Origin of the sequence: Merdimmobilis hominis (genome assembly GCF_900104615.1) — a bacterium.
GTDB classification, from domain to species: domain Bacteria; phylum Bacillota; class Clostridia; order Oscillospirales; family Ruminococcaceae; genus Merdimmobilis; species Merdimmobilis hominis.
In genome coordinates this window covers 1,916,201-1,935,792 of the sequence record NZ_LT629939.1, presented here as the reverse complement: position 1 = coordinate 1,935,792, position 19,592 = coordinate 1,916,201, and the positions used below count along the sequence as shown (strand labels likewise).

The window sequence follows — 19,592 nt, the reverse complement described above, 5'->3', positions numbered from 1 at the left end:
AGCAGGCCGCAAGATATGAAAAAACCCGCCCTGGAGAGGAGGCGGGTTTGATCATGTTTTGGAAGAAACCTTTACGAGTGTAGCGAAAAGATTATCTGCCGGTGCCGGGGTTGGGTTTCACAGTATCGGAAGGAGTGGTCTCGCCCTCGGTATCGGTGCTGTCGTTGACGATCTCCAGCTCGGTGTCGGAGATGATCAGAGACTCGGGGAACTGTCTCAGAGCAAATTTGTAAGCATCGTACTCTTCATCGTAAGTAGCTTTAATGGCTTCCAGCTTGCCGTCGTTCAGAGCGTAGACAAAGCTCTCAGCATCGTCAGCGTACAGATAGAACAGGCCAGTTCTATAGAAAGCAGGCTCACCGGGGAAGTTTACAAACTCCAGCTCAGCGTAGTCATACTTGTCGTTGATCTCGCTGACAACATCGGTGTTGAAGCCCAGGAACAGATTGTTCTGGTCTTTCACATTGATCTCGTACTCACCAACGCCATCGAAGGTGATGGTAACAGTATCCTCAATGTCTTTAAATTTGACAACAGGATCAATGTACTCGCCGTCTTTTTTGCCGTAAACGATCATCTCGCTATCTTCAGTCCAGGTTACTTTATCATAACCAACGGTGCTGAAGTCGATCTGCATCTCGTCATAGGGATTGTTGGGAGAAGTTCTGTAAACTTTAACGTTGGCAACCAGGTCACTCAGCTTAACATCAGAGGACTTCTTGGTGTCGATGGTCACATAGTAGCCGTACTTGTCAGTGTCTTTAGATTTCAGGTACTCGATATCGACCTTCTCAACCAGCTCTGCACCGCTTCTGTAGTCAACTTTGACCTTGACTTTATCCATTTCTTTCTTTTCATCATCAGTGTCAAAGGTATTATCCAGCTTAATGCAGACTTTATCGCCTTTTCTGATTTCCTTGTCAAACTCAACTACGCTATCGCTGTCATCATAAACACCCAGTTTTTCATCAGCAAAAGTGACATTACCAGTAGCAGCAAAAGCAACAGAAGCGGTACCGGCGACCATCAGAGCAGCCAGAACCAGGGAAAGTGCCTTTTTCATGGGATTTCATCCTCCTAGAATTTTCTTACAGTCTGCCAAAGGCATATACTCTCCAATATATTCCTCTGAACTATCGCTATTATACCGTATTTTGGCAGGGAATGCAATACTTTCCTCCGTTTTTCTGTCATAATTTTGTAATATTTCCAAAACAAAAACCCCTCAACCGGGAGAGACGGTTGAGGGGAATTGCAGAAACCTATTGGAGGTTTACTTGGCCGCGCATTTTACGGCAACGGCACCTGCCGCAATAAGGGACACGGCCGAAACCGCCAGCGCGAAGGTAATCACAGCGATAAATTATCTACCGGTGTTGGGGTTGTATTTGTCACCGGGGTTGCCGCCAGTGGTGCCGGTGGTGCCACCGGTGGTGGGGTTAGAGGAAGAAGTGCCGGAGGAGGAAGCGTCCCCAGAAGAAGAGGAAGCGGACAGATCCAGCTCGGTGTCGGAGATCACATAGGTGCCCAGTCTGCGGGTTCTCAGGTACCAAGCGCCGTAATCCTCATCGTACTCAGCTTTGGAAACCTCTTTCAGGCCGTCAGCGGTCACTTCGTACAGGAAGGTGTCCTCATCAGCGTAGATGTACAGGTCACCAGTTCTGTTGAAGGTGGGGTTAGCGCTCCATCTGACGAACTCCAGGTTAGCCTCGGGGTATTTAGCAGCGATATCAGCGTCAAATTTGGTGTCAAATTTGACATTGACTTTGCCCTGGCCAGTTACATCAACGGTGAACAGAGCATCGTTGCCGGACTCACCGAACTCGATGTCGATAACATCCTCAATATCGTCGAAGTCCAGAACGGGCTTATCATCATCATAGGTAACGCTGTCGGTGACTTCTTCTTTGCCGTAACCAACTTCGATCTCAAAGTCAACTTTCTCAGCGTCAGCAGAGGTGGTCTTGGCAACGCGGATGGTGCCGGCCAGGTCGCTCATCTTGGTGCTGTTGCTGTCTTTCAGATCAACGTAAGCAACCCAAGCGTACTTCTTATCGGTCTTAGCAGTGTCTTTCTCATAGTAGTAACCAAAGACTTTTTCCTTCAGATCGTTGTCTTTCAGAATCTCTGCCTTGAGGTTATCCAACACAGCTTTGGCATCAGAAGAATCATCTTTCTTCACCGCAGACTCAACGCGGGTCTTAACCAGAGCCTCAATTTTTGCTGCTTTCTCGCTCTCACCAACAAAATCGGTAGCTTTTGTGGTACTAAGAGTAACAGTATAAACTTCACCGTTATAGCTTACATCCATCTTAGGAGCAGAAGGAACATCTTTTCCTTTGTACGCCCCAGTAACAGACTTCTCTACTTTTTTGTACTCAATGTCCATGTCCTCGACCAGGGAAGAACCAACTTTCCAGTCAGCGAACACACGGAACTTATTGATGTTCTTGGTCTCATCATCTTTAGAATCGATCAGATCACCTTCCAGCAGCATAGCAACTCTGTCGCCATACTCAAAGCTGGTAGCCTCAGAGTAGTAGCCATCGGAAGATTTCCATACATAGTAAGGGCTGCTAGCGTCAACAGACAGATCCTCTTTAGGAGTAGCAAAAGCAACGGAAGCAGTACCAGCAACCATCATTGCAGCCAGAATCAGTGCAAGAGACTTTTTCATGGGGTTATTTCCTCCTTACAATTTTTCAAATAATCAGTTTTACCGCGGGGGCGCTCTCCACATCCCCTTGGTGTAACCCCATTATAGCCGATGCTGGAACAAATTGCAAGACCTTTTTGATATTTTTTTGTAATTTATTTGTAACTATCTAACTCCCCTGGTGAAATTCGTTACAAAGATTGTAACTTTTTGGCGTCCCTATGCGGGTTTGCAGGCCCACGCAAAAAAACACCCCCGGCCCAGAGCCAGGGGTGTTTTTGGAAGAAAAGATTCTCTATCGCGAATTATTCCTCGTCTTTGGAAGCTTTTTTGTAAGCTGCTGCGCCAGCGGCAACCAGGGAAACCGCAGCAGCGGCTACGGCTGCGCTCACCATGTCAGCAGAACCGGTGTTGGGGTTGCTGGGCTTGGTGGTGGTAGAACCGCCATTGCTGGAACCGCCGTTGCTGGAGGAGCTGCTGGAAGAGGAAGAATCATCCTCCACAGCGGAACCGTTGTAGGTCAGCTCCATATCGCTGATGGCGTAGGAGGTCAGGGTTCTGGTCTCAAACACATAAGCGGAAGAATCCTCGTCGTATTTGGCGTTCAGCTTTTTCAGGCCGTTTTCGGTCACTTCGTAGATGTAGGAATCCTCATCGGCGTAGATGTAGAACTCACCGATACGGTTGAAGGAAGGCTTGCTGGAGAAGGTGATGAAATCAATGCTGGCATCCTCGTTCTGGTCGATGATGCTGCTGACGGGCTTCTCGGTGTAACCCAGGAACAGCTCGTCCTGATTCTTGGCATTGACAATGAAGGTGAAATTGTTGCCGAAGGTCAGCTCCACTTCGCCATCCACATCGTCAAAGGTGACAACAGGGGCATCTTTGGAAACTTCCAGGCTGTCGCCGTCTACGTTGGCTCTCTCATAAGCAACCACTGCGTTGACCTCCACAGAGCTGGCGGAAGAGGAGTTGCTGCTGGTCTTCTTGACCACCTTCACGGTGCCGTTCAGATCGACCTCTTTGGTGCTGTAGGAAGCTTTGGTGTTGATCTGGGCCACATATTTGTAATCGGTTTTAAATTCCTGGGTGTAGGTCTTGATGACTGCCGCTTTCTGCTCTTCGGTCAGGGGGACCTCAGCAATGGCGGCAGCACCGGAAGAGCTGGAGTTGTCTTCCACTTTTACAGCGTCGACGGCAGCTTTCAGAGCGTCCAGGCTATCATAGGAAGCAGCCAGGCCGTACTGGGGGTTCTTGGTGATGTATTTGCCGGTGGCCTCCGCTACCTTTTTGGTGGTGATGGAAGCGCTTTCAAAGCTGGATTTGCCGGTCTGCCAGTCGGTGACAACTTTGTACTGGCCAGCCAGTTTGGTGGGGATGTTCTCACCAGCGTTCTCAGGCAGAATCTCGATGAAGAACGAATCGCCGGGCTCCAGGGACAGGTTGCTGCCGTCGACTTTGTTCAGGACGTTGCTGTCTTCGTCTTCCAGCATATAAATGGCAGAAGTCTCGTCTACCTTAATGGTTTTGGTGTCGGTGGTGGTGTCAGCAAAAGCCACGCTGGACATGCTGGCCAGCATTGCACAGGCAATTGCAAGGGCGAGAGTCTTTCTCATGGGTGGTTTCCTCCTTGGTTTTTGGTTGATGATGAATCGTTTCGGCCTAGTGGGTCTTCCCCATCGGCTGTCGCCATTATACCGTGGCTTTTTCAAAACGGCAACACCCCAAATTGAAACCACTTGTCATTTTTTTGTAACTATTTTATATTATAGTTGCACAATTAATTTTGTTTATTTCAGTTTTTTCATTGTGATTTTATACATTTTTCTACAAAACACTCGCCCAGCATTCCCCACTGGTGGCAGTGGCTTCCGATTCCATCCCCAGATATTGCAAACCTATTTTGCACTGGCGATTCCTTCCAAAAGCGAAAGCCCAGCTTGCCGTTTTCCCGAAAAACCCCTTGACTGCGCCATTTTTCGCCCTCCTATTCCCCGGTTATCCCAGCAAGACCTGCTTGGTTGCCACCTTCTCGCAGAACATTCTGTCATGCTCCACAAACAGCATGGTGGGCTGGAATTCCTCAATCAGCACCTCAATCTGGGTGCGGGAGATCAAATCCACATAGTTGAGGGGCTCATCCCAGATATACAGGTGAGCCGGCTGGCAGAGGCTCCGGGCCAGGAGGATTTTCTTCTTCTGCCCTTGGCTGAGGGCCTCCAAGGGCTTCTCCAGCTGGGCACGGGAGAAATCCAGTTTCCGTAAAATGGCTTTGAACAGGCTTTCGTCCAGCCCTTCCCGCTGGATAAATGCCCGCATCTCCCCCGCTAAAGAGGAGGTGTCCTGAGGCACATAGGAGAGCATCAGGCCACTGCCCATCCGCAGCGTGCCAGACGCCTTGACTTCCTCCCCCAATAGAAATTTGAGGATGCTGGATTTCCCCGACCCGTTGCGCCCCACCAGGGCCACCCGTTCCCCCCGCTTGACGGTGAAGGACACTTCCTTTACAGCAATTTTCTCCCCATAAAAAAGGGATAGGTCTGTCGCCTCCAACAGCGTTTCCTTATAATAAGGAGTATAGGGGAGCTTGAGGCGGCCAGCCTGTTCCAGGTTGTGGAGAAGCTCTGCCTTCTCCTGGGCGGCATCCTCCCGCCGGGCTTCGATGGATTTGGCCCGCTTCATCATTTTGGCGGCCTTGTGGCCGATGAATCCCCGGTCGGGCCGCAGCCCGGCGTTGCGGGTTCCCTTTTTGGTTTTCTCCACCGCGTCCGACCATCCAGCGGTCCGGCGGGCGGCCTGCTCCAACCGCTTGATATCCTTTTTCAGCTGCTCGTTCTCCGCCAGTTCCCTTTGGTCCTGGCGGTCCTTGTTCTGCTGCCAGGAGGAGTAGTTCCCCCGCTGCACTTCAATATCCGCCCGGTTGATGGACAGCACATGGTCCACACACCGATCCAGGAAAGCCCGGTCGTGGGAGACCAAGATAAACCCCTTCTTCCCCGCCAGGTACTCCCCCACCTTCTCCCGGGCGAGGGTGTCCAGGTGGTTGGTGGGTTCATCGATCAAAAGGAATCGGTTCTCCTTTAAAAAGAGGGCCGCCAGCAGAGTTTTGGTCTGTTCTCCATTACTTAAAGTAGAAAATGGCCGGTATAATACCCCTTCCTCCACCTCCAACAGGGAGAGCTCCCGCTGAATCTCCCATAGCTGCGCCTCGGGGGCAATCCCTTCCAGGATGGTCAAGGTCATCTCTTCCCGGTCTTCCACCGGGTAGGGGAAATATTCAAACTCCACCGAGTGGGTGATGGTTCCGGTATATTCATACCTCCCCAGCAGCAGGTTTAAAAAGGTGGTTTTTCCCCGGCCGTTGCGGCCAATAAAGCCCAACTTCCAGTCGGTGTCGATCTGGAAGGAGACATCTTCAAAAATGTTGTCAAAGCTGCCCTCGTAGCCGAAGGTCAAATGGGACACTTGAATCATAGACATTTGCATCGCCTCCAAACAAAATGGCCCCACAGGGCGAAAAAAGCCGCGAGAAAGAATTCCTTTCCCACGGCTTTGCGACGCACAGGGCTATCCCCTTAAAAAGGGACGGCATCCGCTGGAATGAGGCAACTCTTTCTTGCAGCGGGCAACACAAATCGGGCGGCCATCTGCCGCCAGCCATCGGTTCCCCAAATCACTAGCAAGAAAAATTGCGCACATTCCCAGCTCCCATCTGTTTGAAATTATGGGTATCATAGCACATTCCAATGGCAGTGTCAATGGAAACGCCCCATTAAAACAGGGTTCCCAAGACGACCTCCGGCCATGCATCCCGGAAGGGCACCCCATCCAGAGACGCCTGTTCCAGGAGGAGGGGGATGCTGCCATACCCCGTTTCCCGCTCCCCTTGGCAGAGGGAAACATAGGCCACCTGGGTATCCCGGGAGAGGAAGTATTCCCTCCCCCGGTAGGTAAACTCCAGCTCCCGCCCCGCTTCGATCAGATAGGCAAGCGCCGGCAGGGATTTTTTCTCGTATAACTCCTGGACCATGCGGTCGTGGAGATCGACAGGCGACGGCTGCAAAGGTACCCTCTCCCTTCCCGGCCGCTTATTGCAGCTGGCCCCACTCTCTAAGGTACTGCTCCTTGGTCATAATGGGGCGGAATTCCTCCTTCACCCGAAGGGCCTCTCTGGCGCCGTCGCACAGCAGGTCCACCACCGTCATGGCCAGGGCCTTGCTGGATACAATATAGGACATCTCCTTGTCGGCGATGGAGTAGTTGCTGTTGTGGGAGATGCCTGCGGCTCCGGTGGTCCTGCCTTGGATAACTGGCATCAAAGCGGAGAGGTCGCCCAGGTCGGTGGAACCGCCCATCATGCCGTGGTCGAAGAGGACGTTCTCCTCCCCTAAAAGGGCGCAGTAGTTCTCGTACAGCAGCTGCTGGAGGTTTTTGTCCGGCTCCACCGGCATATAGCCGGGGATTTCGGTGATCTCGCACTGGGCCCCCACCGCGTCGGCGCCGGCTTTAAAGGCCCGGTTGACTTTGGCGGAGGCATCCAGAATGGCGGAGACGCTGGAGCCGCGGACATAAGTCTCAATGCGGACATCGGCGGGGACCACATTGACCAAATCGCCGCCCTTGGTGATGATGGGATGGACCCGAATGTGGTCTTTGTCCTGGAAGGTTTCCCGGTTGGCGTTGACCGCCGCCAGTCCGATCTGGGCGGCGTTAAGGGCGTTGATCCCCAGGTGGGGCGCGCCGCCGGCATGGGCCTCTTTGCCGATGTAGCGGACCAGCTTGCCGGTAAACCCGTTGTAAGCGCCGCCCGCCTGAGCGAGACCGCCGTTCTCCAACAGGCTGGGGACGGTGAGGTGGTGCATGACCACCATGTCCACATCGTCGAAGAGGCCCAGTTTGATAAACTCCTGCTTGCCGCCCAGGAAGGTGATCTTGCCCTCTTTTTTCAGCTGGCTGCGGTACTCAATCTCGGCGTATTCCTCAGCGGGGATGGCGATGAGGGTGACATCGCCGGAGAGTTCTTGCAATACGCCGCTGTATTTTAGGCCGTAGCCCACCCCCACCATGGCGGCGATCTGAGCATTGTGGCCGCAGGAGTGGGCGGCACCAGTCACGGGGTCGGCAAACTCCTGCTGGGGTGCGATAATGGCATCCAGTTCCCCCATGACCGCCACGTTGACCTTAGATTCCCCGCCCTTCAGTTTGGCCATCACTCCGGTGAGGGCCAAGCCGCTCTGGTAGGAGAAGCCCAGTTTGTCAAACTCCTCGCAGACCTTCGTTGCGGTGCGGGTCTCCTTATACCCCATTTCCGGGTGGCGGAAGATGTCCTCCCCCAGGGCGATGATCTCTTCCCGGTGCTGGTCGATGGCAGCGCAGATTTTTTGCTTTAGCTCGGTTCTATCCATCTTGTCCAAATCCTCCTAACCTTTTTTTACAGTAATTGCAAAAAGAGAGCGCCGGAAACCGGCGCCCTCTTACAAGGCAGATTATTCGATGTGGCCCCAATCCTTCAGGTACTCCTCTTTGGTCATGAGGGGTTTGAAGTGGGATTTGATCTCCAGGGCCTTGGCAGCGCCGTCAGCCAGCAGGTCGATGGTGGTAGTAGCCAGCAGTTTGGCAGCGGTGATGTAAGCCAGCTCCTTGTCCGGGACCTCAAAGCTCTCGCTGTGGAAAATGCCTTCCGCACCGCCCACATGAGCGTGGATGATGGGCATGATGTGGGACAGGTCGCCAGCGTCGGTGGAACCGCCGGTGCCAGGGCCTTCCAGGTCGACTTTGATCTTGTCAGTGTCAACCAGCTTCAGGGCGTTCTGATACATCACGTCATCCAGCTCGTTGTTGACCACGAAGGGCATATAACCAGGCAGCTCGGTGACTTCGCACTGGGCGCCCACTGCGTCGCCGCCGGCTTTGAAGGCACGGGTGACTTTAAAGCTGCCGTCCAGGATGGCGGGGACGTTGTTGCCGCGGACATAGGTCTCGATGCGGACGTCGGCGGGGACCACGTTGACCAGGTCGCCGCCCTTGGTGATGATGGGATGGACGCGGATCTGATCCTTGTCCTGGAAGGTCTCCCGGTTGGCGTTGACAGCCATCAGACCGATCTGGGCGGCGTTGAGGGCGTTGATGCCCAGGTGAGGCGCGCCGCCTGCGTGGGCCTCTTTGCCGATGTACTGCACCAGTTTGCCCACAAAGCCGTTGTATTTCTGGCCGCAGTTGATGACATTGCCCAGCTCGGTGTGCTGCATGACGCAGATGTCGATGTCATCGTACAGGCCCAAACGGACAAACTCCTGCTTGCCGCCCAGGAACCAGATCTTGCCAGCTTTGCGCAGCTCGTTGCGGTAGCCCAGCTCCACATACTCTTCTGCGGGGACAGCCATCAGCACCACGTCGCCGCCCAGCTCTTCCAGGATGCCGGTGTCTTTGAAGGCGTAGGCAGCGCCGACCATAGAGGCGATCTGAGCATGGTGGCCGCAGGAGTGGGCAGCGCCGGTCTCTTTGTTGGCGCAGCGGTGGTTGGGGGCGACAACGGCGTCCAGCTCGCCCATGATGGCGACCTTCACTTTGGACTCGCCGCCCTTCAAAGGAGCGATGATGCCGGTGATGGCGTGGCCGTCGGTGTATGTATAACCCATCTCGTCAAAGGCTTTTTTCACCTTTTCAGCGGTTTTAAACTCCTTGTAGCCCAGCTCAGGCTCGGAGAAAATCGCATCGCCCAAAGCGATGATCTTGTCACGGTTTTTGTCGATGGCTTCGCAAGCTCTCTGTTTGAGTTCTTCTCTAGTCGCCATAATAAACAATCTTCCTTTCCATCTTAAAAGTGCAGCACCCCTCTTTCTAGAAGAGGGAAATTGAGGGAACTGTATGTGCAGGACGGACAAAACAGCCCCTTATGCTCTTTAAGTATAAACGAATTTTGGAAGTTCGGCAACTGGTTTTTTCCAAAATTTCCGGTTCTGCCCAGGGAATGGCCCATTTCACCAGTATTTTTATTAATATTATGAATTCCAACCAACCGGGAGTTCTCCCCCTTTTTATAAGGTGGCTCCGCCTGGCTGCCACAGGCTCCTTCCAACAAAAAGGGACCGCCGAAAGCGGTCCCTTTTCCTACGTATTGGCGCTGCTCTTACAGGTTTCCCCACTCCTTGAGGTATTGCTCCTTGGTGTAAGGGGCCTTCCAGCTCTCCTTGATTTTGAGACCGCGCTCAGCCCCATCTGCCAGCAGGTCGATGCAGCTCATCAGCATCATCTTGGTGGCGACGATGTAAGCGTTCTCTTTGTCGGTGATCTCATATTCCGAGCTGTGGCCCACACCGGCCGCACCGGCGATGCAGGCGTGGACGGTGGGAACAATATGGGCGACGTCGTTGGCGTCGGTGGTGTAACCAACGCCGGGGCCCACATTCTCTTTGCCTACCAGGGCTTCCAGGTTCTCGGTGACCAGCTCTTTCAGGGGCAGATGCTCATAGGGAAGCATGTAGCCGGGCAGATCGATGATCTCCACTTGAGCGCCCACGGCGTCGGCGCCGGCTTTCAGGGCCCGATCCACCTTCTTGGAGGCGTCCAGGATGGCGGGCTCATTGTTGCCGCGGCAGAAGGTCTCGATGCGGACATCGGCGGGGACTACGTTGACCAGGTCGCCGCCCTTGGTGATGATGGGATGGACCCGGACGGAATCCTTATCCTGGAAAGTTTCCCGCTGCGCGTTGATGGCCATCAGGCCGATCTGGGCCGCGTTGAGGGCGTTGATGCCCAGGTGAGGCGCGCCGCCCGCATGGGCCTCTTTGCCGATGTAGCGGATGTATTTGGCGATGAAGCCCTTGCCGACAGCGCCGCCGGCAGTGGCCTTGACATTCTCGTCCACCATGGTGTGCTGCATGATCATCATATCGATGTCGTCAAACACGCCCTCATAGATGAACTCCTGTTTGCCGCCCAGGAAGTGGATCTTGCCCTCCTTGATCAGGCCGGCGCGGTATTCCAGTTCCACGCCCTCCTCGGCGGGGACGCCCATCAGCACGATGTCGCCGGACAGTTCATCCATGATGCCGCTGTCTTTCAGCGCCAGGCCGCAGCCGATGATGGAGGCAATCTGCACATGGTGGCCGCAGGAGTGGGCAGCGCCGGTGACCGGGTCTGCGCAGCGGTGGCCGGGGCAGACAACTGCGTCCAGCTCGCCCATCAGGGCCACTTTCAGCTTGGATTCCTTGCCTTTAAAAGGGGCGATGACGCCGGTGATGGCATGGCCATCGGTGTAGGCGACGCCCATCTCCTCAAAGGCTTTTTTCACTTTGGCGGAGGTCTTGAACTCTTTGAAGCCCAGTTCCGGCTCTGCAAAGACCGATTCGCCGAAGGCGATGATCTTGTCCCGGTTTTTGTCTACTGCTTCGCAGGCTCTTCTTTTCAGTTCTTCTCTGGATACGCTCATTTGCAGCACTTCCTCTCTTTGTCTCAAGCGGGGGTGCCCCGCGTGTATCAAGACGGGCGGGCCGCAGGTGCGGCCCCTCCCCTTCTTCCGGTTGGTTGAGGGCTACATATTGCCCCACTTTTTCAGGTATTCCTCTTTGGTCATCTCCGGCTTGTAGTTGTTTTTCACCTCAATGCCCTTGGCCGCGCCATCCCACAGCAGGTCGATACAGGTCATCACCATCGCCTTAGCGGGGACAATATATGCCAGCTCTTCGTCGGCGATCTCATAGCTCTCGCTGTGTCCGATGCCAGAGGCCGCCGCAAAGAAGGATTGAACGGTGGGCATGATGTAGGAGAGGTCGCCCTGGTCAGTAGACCCAGAATTGGCCGGGCCGGTGACCGCCACATTCTCCTCACCGATGAGGCCGGAAAGGTTGCCGGCCATCAGCTCGTTGAGTTCCATGGCCTCGATGGTGGGCAGGTAGCCGGGAAGGTCGGTGATCTCGCACTGGGCGCCCACCGCATCACCGCCCGCTTTGAAGGCACGGGACACCTTAAAGCTGGCATCCAGAATGGCTTCCATATTGGAACCGCGGACATAGGTCTCCAGCCGTACGTCGGCAGGGACCACGTTGACCAGGTCGCCGCCCTTGTTCATGATGGGGTGTACCCGGATGTGGTCTTTGTCCTGGAAGGTCTCCCGCTGGGCAGCCAGCGCCGCCAAGCCGATGTTGGCCGCGTTGAGGGCGTTGATGCCCAGATGGGGCGCGCCGCCCGCATGGGCCTCTTTGCCGATGTAGCGGATCAGCTTGCCCACAAAGCCGTTGGATCCGCAGCCGCAAAGGACCTTTTTGCCCTCATAGGCATATTCCGGGGTGGTGAGGTGCTGCATGACCATCATGTCGATGTCATCCATGACGCCCAGTTTGATGAACTCCTGTTTGCCGCCCAGGAACCAGATCTTTCCAGCCTTCTTCAGCTCGTTGCGGTACTCGATCTCCACATATTCCTCCGAGGGGACGGCCATCAGCACGATGTCGCCATCCAACTCTTCCATGATGCCGGTGTCCTTGAGGGCGTAAGCCACCCCCACCATCGAGGCGATCTGGGCGTTGTGGCCGCAGGAGTGGGCAGCGCCGGTTTTGGGGTCCGCACAGCGGTGGCCGGGGGCAACTACCGCATCCAGCTCACCCATGACCGCCACCCGGATATTGGATTTGCGGCCCTTGCGGGGGGCGACAATGCCGGTGATGGCCACCCCGTCCTGATACGCATAGCCCAGCTCGTCAAAGACCTTCTTCACCTTGTCGGCGGTTTTGAACTCCTTGTAGCCCAGCTCCGGCTCACTGAAGATGGAACGTCCCAGGGCTACGATCTTCTCCCGGTTCTGGTCGATGGCCTCACAGGCTTTCTGCTTCAGTTGCTCTTTGGTCATGCTCATGAAATACTTCCTTTCCGTATAAAATCAATAGAATATTACAGATTCAGCCGGTAAATCCGGTTGGCATTGCAGAAAAACACCTGCTCCCAGTGCTCCTCCGGCACAATGCCCTTGATAAAGGCGATGTACTCCCCCAGGTTGACAATGGGCCAATCGGTGCCATATAGGATATCATCCCACTGGCAGATGGCGGTGAGCCAAGTGCGCAGCAACCCCACATACCCGGATTGCTCCCGGAAGTAGCGGGGCAGGTCCACCCTTCCCTCCAAGAGGCCGGAGAGATCGGCGGCCACATTGGCATTTTTCTCCACCACCGCTGCCGCCGCTTCCAAAAACGGGTTGCCGAAATGGCACATGACGAACTGGGTTTCGGGGTGGTCGGCGGCCACCTCGTCCAAGGCCAAGGGGTGGCAGTATTTTAGATGGGCTCTGGGGTGGGCGGTCAAACCCATGTGGACGGCCACCGGCTTATCATAGTGGGCAGCCAGTTCATAGACCGGCTGGTACACCGGGTCAGAGAGCCAGATTTTGTTGTACCCGGGGTAAAGCTTCACCCCGCAGCACTCCTCACGCTTTAAGTGCTCCTCCACTTGGGCGGCCAAATCGGGGATCACCCGATCCCCCTGATCCATCAAAACGCTGTCCAGCCCCACGCAATAGTGGAACAGGTCGGCGGGATAGTTGTGGTACCCCACTTCGAGACTGCGGTTGCCCATCACCACACCGTGGACGATATCCAACTCCCCAAATGCCTGCCGGAGATGAGCAACTGAATTTTGGTGGCCCACTCCCTGTGCCATAGCGTCGGTCTTGGGTTCAGAGGGGAAAAGATGAAGATGGGCGTCGATGATTTTCATGGGGTATTTTCCTTTCTCGCCTTGGGGGCTGTTGCATGAATGCAGTCTATATCTATTTTGGATTGGAGCTGCCATGACCTATTGCGGTTCTCACTGGCGGGAGGGTTCTCCAGCGAAAACAAAGAAAACCCTCCCCGCTGTGTTCCGGTTGGCTACAGGTCCAACCCGCCCCAATCCCGCAGGTACTGTTCTTTGGTCATGGGGGCTTTAAAGTTGTCTTTTACCTTCTGGCCGAGGACAGCGCCCTCTGCTAGCAGGTCGATAGCAGTGGTGGCCAGAATCTTAGCCGCGGTGATGTAAGCCATCTCCTTGTCCACAATTTCGTAGTTGGCGCCGTGGCCAATGCCTTTGGCGCCGCCGATCCGCATGTGGACCACAGGGATGATCTGAGACAGGTCCTGGGCATCGGTGGAGCCGCCCGAGCCGTTGCGCACTGCGGAATCCCCCATCAGGGCGTGCATATTCTCCCAAACCACGTCTTTAAGCTCCTCGCTTTCATAAGGGAGCAGGTAACCGGGCAGGTTGGTGATCTCACACTTGGCGCCCACCGCGTCAGCGCCGGCTTTAAAGGCCCGGTCCACCTTGGCGGAGGCGTCCAAGATGGCTTCCATGTTGCCGCCGCGGACATAGGTCTCGATGCGGACATCAGCGGGGACCACGTTGACCAGGTCGCCGCCTTTGGTGATGATGGGATGGACCCGGATGGTGTCCTTATCCTGGAAGGTTTCCCGGTTGGCATTGACCGCCGCCAGGCCGATCTGGGCTGCGTTGAGGGCGTTGATGCCCAGGTGGGGTGCGCCGCCGGCATGGGCCTCTTTGCCGATGTAACGAACCAGTTTGCCCATAAAGCCAAGGCCGGTGGAACCGCCGCAGTTGCCTTTGATTTTTCCCGCCTCATCGCCGTTTTCGGTGGTGGAGGTGTGCTGCATAATCATCATGTCGATGTCATCGAACACACCCAGGTAGATAAACTCCTGTTTGCCGCCCAGGAAGTGGATCTTGCCCGCTTTACGCAGCTCGTTGCGGTACTCGATCTCCACAAATTCCTCCGAGGGGACAGCCATCAGCACAACGTCGCCGGAGAGCTCTTCCAGGATGCCGGTGCCGGCCAGAGCGTAGCCCACACCCACCATTGAGGCGATCTGGGCGTTGTGGCCGCAGCAGTGGGCCGCGCCGGTCTCCTTGTTGCACAGGGCGTGGCCGGGAACGACCACAGCGTCCAGCTCGCCCATGACGGCAACCCGGATCTTGGACTCTTTGCCCTTCAGGGGGGCGATGACGCCGGTGATGGCCACACCGTCCTGGTACTGGAAGCCCAGCTCATCAAAGACTTTTTTCACCTTATCGGCGGTTTTAAACTCCTTGTAGCCCAGTTCCGGCTCCATCATAATGGATTCGCCCAGGGCGATGATCTTATCCCGGTTTTTGTCGATGGCTTCACAGGCTCTTTTCTTTAATTCTTCTCTGGATGCTGCCATAAGTAGTACCTCCCTTGCTCCGGCCTTAAAGCCGGCTTTGTTGTTATGAAGCAAATGCCGGTAGAAATACTTCTACCGGCATTCTGACGCTCCAGGTTATTTGGTCATCAGGCCCCATTTTTCCAGGTACTCTTCCTTGGTGAAAGTGGGTTTGAAGTTGGCTTTTACCTTCAGGCCCAGTTCTGCGCCATCGGCCAGCAGGTCGATCGCGGTCATAGCCAGGCATTTTGCTGCGGCGATGTAAGCGATGTCCTTGTCGGCGATCTCGTAGTTTTCGCTGTGGCCGATGCCTTCAGCGCCGATGAAGTAGGAGTGGATCATGGGCATCAGGTAGGAAATATCGCCGGCATCGGTGGAGCCGCCGCCTGCGGTGTTCTCGTACCGGACGAATTTCTCGTCGCCAAAGACTTCCTTCATGTTCTCATACATGATGTCGAACAGGTCATAATTCTGGATGGTGGGCAGGTAACCGGGCAGATCGGTGATTTCGCACTTGGCGCCCACGGCGTCTGCACCAGCTTTGAAAGCGCGGGAAACTTTGGCGGAAGCATCCAGGATAGCATCCACGTTGGCGCCGCGGACATAGGTCTCGATGCGGACGTCGGCGGGAACCACGTTGACCAGGTCGCCGCCCTTGGTGATGATGGGATGGACGCGGATGTGGTCTTTATCCTGGAAGGTCTCACGGTTGGCGTTGACAGCCATCAGGCCGATCTGGGCTGCGTTGAGGGCGTTGATGCCCAGGTGGGGTGCGCCGCCCGCATGGGCCTCTTTGCCGATGTAGCGGACCAGTTTGCCCATAAAGCCGTTGCCGGTACCGCCGCAGACGCCCTTGACACCGGTGCCATCAAAGGTGGAGGTGTGCTGCATAATCATAATGTCGATGTCATCGAACACGCCCAGTTTGACAAACTCCTGTTTGCCGCCCAGGAACCAGATCTTTCCAGCCTTTTTCAGCTCGTTGCGGTATTCGATCTCCACGTACTCCTCAGCGGGGACAGCCATCAGCACAACGTCGCCGGAGAGTTCTTCCATAATGCCGGTGCCGGCGAAGGCATAGCCGACGCCAACCAGGCCGGCACACATGCAGTTATGGCCGCAGGAGTGGGCAGCGCCGGTTTCTTTGTTGGCGCAGCGGTGGCCGGGGGCAACTACCGCATCCATTTCGCCCATGACAGCGACCCGGATTTTGGATTCTTTGCCCTTCAGGGGGGCGACTACACCGGTGATGGCCACGCCATCCTGGTATTTGTAGCCCATCTCATCAAAGGCCTTTTTGATCTTTTCAGAGGTTTTGAACTCCTTGTAGCCCAGCTCGGGCTCGCTGAAGATGGAATCGCCCAGGGCGACGATCTTATCCCGATTTTTGTCAATGGCTTCGCATGCTCTTCTCTTGAGTTCCTGTTTGGATACCGCCATAACTTGAATCTCCCTTTCCTATTTTATCTGTATAACTCTCATGGATGAGCCGCCCCATAGGGGGCGGCCTCACCCTTGGTTACGGAGATGCGGGGGGATTGCTTATTCGATGTGGCCCCACTCTTTCAGGTACTGCTCCTTGGTCATCTGAGGTTTGAACTCGGCCTTGACCTTTTCGCCCAGGACTGCACCGTCAGCCAGCAGGTCGATCACGGTCATGACCAGAGCCTTGGCAGCGCCCAGGTAAGCGGTCTCTTTATCGGCGATTTCAAAGCGCTCGCTGTGGAAGTCGCCCTCTGCACCGCCGATGTCAGCCTGCAGAGTGGGAAGGATGCTGGCAACATCGCCCACGTCGGAGGAGCCGCCGCCTGCTGCGGGATTGGTGTTGACATGCTCTGCACCAAACAGCTCAACCAGGTTGCCGGTCATAATCTCTACCAGGTTCTTATCGGTGACAACAGGCATGTAGCCGGGCAGCTCGGTGATCTCGCACTTGGCGCCGACAGCGTCTGCACCGGCCTTGAAGGCGCGGTTGACTTTGGCGGAAGCATCCAGAATTGCGGGGACGTTGGCGCCGCGGACATAGGTCTCGATGCGGACGTCAGCGGGGACTACGTTGACCAGGTCGCCGCCCTTGGTGATGATGGGATGGACCCGGATGTGGTCTTTATCCTGGAAGGTCTCACGGTTGGCGTTGACAGCCATCAGGCCGATCTGGGCTGCGTTGAGGGCGTTGATGCCCAGGTGGGGCGCGCCGCCCGCATGGGCCTCTTTGCCGATGTAGCGGACCAGCTTGCCCACAAAGCCGTTGGAAGCTCCGCCGGGAGAAGCCAGGATGCCATCAACGGTGTTGGCGGTATGCTGCATAATCATAATGTCAATGTCATCGAACACGCCCAAGCGGATGAACTCCTGTTTGCCGCCCAGGAACCAGATCTTTCCAGCTTTGCGCAGCTCGTTGCGATACTCGATCTCCACATACTCCTCAGCGGGGACAGCCATCAGCACCACATCGCCGGAGAGCTCTTCCATAATGCCGGTATCTTTCAGCGCGTAAGCAACGCCAGCCAGGCCGGCGCACATGCAGTTGTGGCCGCAGGAGTGGGCAGCGCCGGTTTCTTTGTTGGCGCAGCGGTGACCGGGAGCCACAACGGCATCCATCTCGCCCATGACAGCGACACGGATCTTAGACTCTTTGCCCTTCAGAGGGGCGACAATACCGGTGATGGCCACGCCATCCTGATATTTGTAGCCCAGCTCGTCAAATACTGCTTTCAGCTTAGCGGAAGTTTTCACCTCTTTGTAGCCCAGCTCAGGCTCGCTGAAGATGGAATCGCCCAGGGCGATGATCTTGTCCCGGTTTTTGTCAATTGCTGCGATTGCTCTTTGTTTGAGTTCTTGTTTGGATACTGCCATTTTAAACTCCTCCTATTATAATAATGTATAGAAATTGGTATAAGCTTACTCTTTCATGCCGCCCCAGACGGTGAGGTACTCCTGTTTTGTCATCTTGGGGCGGAAGTTTGCCTTGACGGCCAGGCCGGTTTTTGCCCCATCGGCCAGCAGGTCGATGGCGGTGGCAACCAGAAGTTTGGCCGGTACAATGTAGGCCAGCTCCTTGTCACCGATCTCAAAATTCTCGCTGTGGAACACCCCCACTGCGCCGCCGATGCTGGCTTGGATACAGGGCATAATGTGGGAGACATCCCCCAAATCGCCGGAAGCGGTGCTCAAAGGGGCTTGGTACCCTGCCTGCTCCTCGCCGATGATCAGCTTCAGATTCTCATAGTTGAGATCGTAGAGGTCTTTAGAAAAATCCGTCGGCAGATAGCCGGGGAGATTGGTGATCTCACACTTGGCGCCTACGGCGTCAGCGCCAGCCTTAAAGGCCCGGTCCACCTTGGCGGAGGCGTCAAAGATAGCTTCCACTGAGCCGCCGCGGACATAGGTTTCGATGCAGACGTCAGCGGGGACCACGTTGACCAGGTCGCCGCCTTTTGTCATGATGGGATGGACCCGGATGTGGTCTTTGTCCTGGAAGGTCTCCCGCTGGGCGTTGACCGCCATCAGGCCGATCTGGGCCGCGTTGAGGGCGTTGATCCCCAGGTGGGGCGCACCGCCGGCATGGGCTTCCTTGCCGATGTAATGGACCAATTTGCCCAAAAAGCCGATGGTCTCCCCTCCGGCATAAGCCCGTTTCTGCTCCCCTTCGTAGTTGGCGGAGTGCTGCATCAACAGGACATCAACATCATCCAGGTAACCCAGGCGGATGAACTCTGGTTTGCCGCCCAGGAAGTAGATTTTTCCCTCTTTTTTCAGCTCGTTGCGGTAGCCGATTTCCACGTATTCCTCCGCGGGGACAGCCATCAGCACAATGTCGCCGGAGAGCTCTTCCATAATCCCGGTGTCCTTTAGGGCATAAGCCACGCCGGACAGGGCGGCGATCATGCAGTTGTGGCCGCAGGAGTGGGCAGCGCCGGTCTTGGGGTCGGCACAGCGGTGCCCGGGGGCGACTACGGCGTCCAGCTCGCCCATGACGGCGACCTTCATCTTGGATTCTTTGCCCTTGCGGGGTGCAATGACGCCGGTGATGGCGGCGCCGTCCTGATATTCATAGCCCAGTTCTTCAAATACCTTTTTGATTTTGGCCGCGGTCTTGACCTCTTTAAAACCCAATTCCGGCTCAGCGAAGATGGAATCACCCAAGGCGATGATCTTATCCCGGTTTTGGTCAATGGCTGCAAAAGCCCTCTCCTTCAATTCCTGGCGGGAAACTGGCATGGTATTCCTCCCTTGGTTCTGCGGGGCCCCGGAAAGCGGCAGCCCCCCCACTCCATTAAAATAATGTATCTTCTCCCAATCGCCCAGTCTACTGGATCATTCCAACGGGATTCATGGGGAAACTTGCTAAAAAAGTACAATTGCATTGTAAATACTGCACAACTGCAATCCAATTCCAACCAAAAGACTATCTATAATATACCACACAGGGGGTTCGATTTCAACGAAAAAGGAATGCCCAGCCGATGATTTAACCATTATAGCCAATTTGTTTAAAGATTCCTATGGAGTTTAGCTAGAGACAAAAACGAATGTTTTGTCCTCCAGGGGAGAAATATCGAAAATATCAATAACAAGCTGCTGCTCTATCTATATCCACCTTTCCCAAGGCAAAAAAAGCAACCAGGAATCAAGGGATTTGTTAGAAATGGATGGCACGGCAGGGGCAATTTCCCTGCAAAAATAGTATCGTCATGCAAAAAAATTTATATTTTTTAGAAAATTAGACAAATTCCTTTAGCAATCATGATCAATATTCACATACACCG

General features: G+C 55.2%; 14 protein-coding genes. All 14 read right to left on the bottom strand.

Annotated features, from left to right (window positions below; translation table 11 throughout):
• Positions 1-91: 91 nt before the first annotated feature.
• Entirely contained in the window at positions 92-1,063 is a 972-nt protein-coding gene (locus BQ5353_RS09360; RefSeq protein WP_054331763.1) for a hypothetical protein, read from the bottom strand.
• A gap of 300 nt (positions 1,064-1,363) precedes the next feature.
• The gene (locus BQ5353_RS09355; RefSeq protein ID WP_143117209.1) at positions 1,364-2,497 is read right to left on the bottom strand and encodes a hypothetical protein; all 1,134 of its coding nucleotides are present in this window, start codon (positions 2,495-2,497) and stop codon (positions 1,364-1,366) included.
• Positions 2,498-2,961: 464 nt separating this feature from the next.
• The gene (locus tag BQ5353_RS09350; RefSeq protein WP_071427992.1) at positions 2,962-4,272 is read right to left on the bottom strand and encodes a hypothetical protein; all 1,311 of its coding nucleotides are present in this window, start codon (positions 4,270-4,272) and stop codon (positions 2,962-2,964) included.
• A 382-nt stretch (positions 4,273-4,654) separates the two neighbouring features.
• Positions 4,655-6,136, bottom strand: coding sequence for a ribosomal protection-like ABC-F family protein (abc-f, locus tag BQ5353_RS09345; protein WP_071427990.1), 1,482 nt, complete (start codon positions 6,134-6,136; stop codon positions 4,655-4,657).
• Positions 6,137-6,428: 292 nt separating this feature from the next.
• Positions 6,429-6,719, bottom strand: a complete 291-nt coding sequence (locus BQ5353_RS09340; protein ID WP_054331760.1) for a hypothetical protein — start codon at positions 6,717-6,719, stop codon at positions 6,429-6,431.
• Positions 6,720-6,744: 25 nt separating this feature from the next.
• Positions 6,745-8,061 carry an amidohydrolase gene (locus tag BQ5353_RS09335; RefSeq protein WP_054331832.1) on the bottom strand — a complete coding sequence of 439 codons (1,317 nt, stop codon included), beginning with the start codon at positions 8,059-8,061 and terminating at the stop codon, positions 6,745-6,747.
• Positions 8,062-8,142: 81 nt separating this feature from the next.
• Positions 8,143-9,450, bottom strand: a complete 1,308-nt coding sequence (locus BQ5353_RS09330) for an amidohydrolase (RefSeq protein WP_054331759.1) — start codon at positions 9,448-9,450, stop codon at positions 8,143-8,145.
• Positions 9,451-9,785: 335 nt separating this feature from the next.
• A complete protein-coding gene (locus BQ5353_RS09325; RefSeq protein WP_071427988.1) occupies positions 9,786-11,087 on the bottom strand; it encodes an amidohydrolase in 1,302 nt (433 codons plus the stop codon).
• Positions 11,088-11,189: 102 nt separating this feature from the next.
• Complete coding sequence (locus BQ5353_RS09320; RefSeq protein ID WP_204211298.1) at positions 11,190-12,509, bottom strand: amidohydrolase; 1,320 nt, start codon at positions 12,507-12,509, stop codon at positions 11,190-11,192.
• Between the two features lie 35 nt (positions 12,510-12,544).
• Positions 12,545-13,366, bottom strand: coding sequence for an amidohydrolase family protein (locus BQ5353_RS09315; protein ID WP_054331756.1), 822 nt, complete (start codon positions 13,364-13,366; stop codon positions 12,545-12,547).
• Positions 13,367-13,518: 152 nt separating this feature from the next.
• Positions 13,519-14,844 (bottom strand): amidohydrolase, encoded by a 1,326-nt coding sequence (locus tag BQ5353_RS09310; RefSeq protein WP_071427987.1) that lies wholly within the window; start codon positions 14,842-14,844, stop codon positions 13,519-13,521.
• A gap of 96 nt (positions 14,845-14,940) precedes the next feature.
• The gene (locus tag BQ5353_RS09305) at positions 14,941-16,263 is read right to left on the bottom strand and encodes an amidohydrolase (RefSeq protein WP_054331755.1); all 1,323 of its coding nucleotides are present in this window, start codon (positions 16,261-16,263) and stop codon (positions 14,941-14,943) included.
• 102 nt (positions 16,264-16,365) lie between these two features.
• Positions 16,366-17,679, bottom strand: a complete 1,314-nt coding sequence (locus BQ5353_RS09300; RefSeq protein WP_071427985.1) for an amidohydrolase — start codon at positions 17,677-17,679, stop codon at positions 16,366-16,368.
• 45 nt (positions 17,680-17,724) lie between these two features.
• Entirely contained in the window at positions 17,725-19,044 is a 1,320-nt protein-coding gene (locus BQ5353_RS09295; protein WP_071427983.1) for an amidohydrolase, read from the bottom strand.
• Positions 19,045-19,592: the final 548 nt, after the last annotated feature.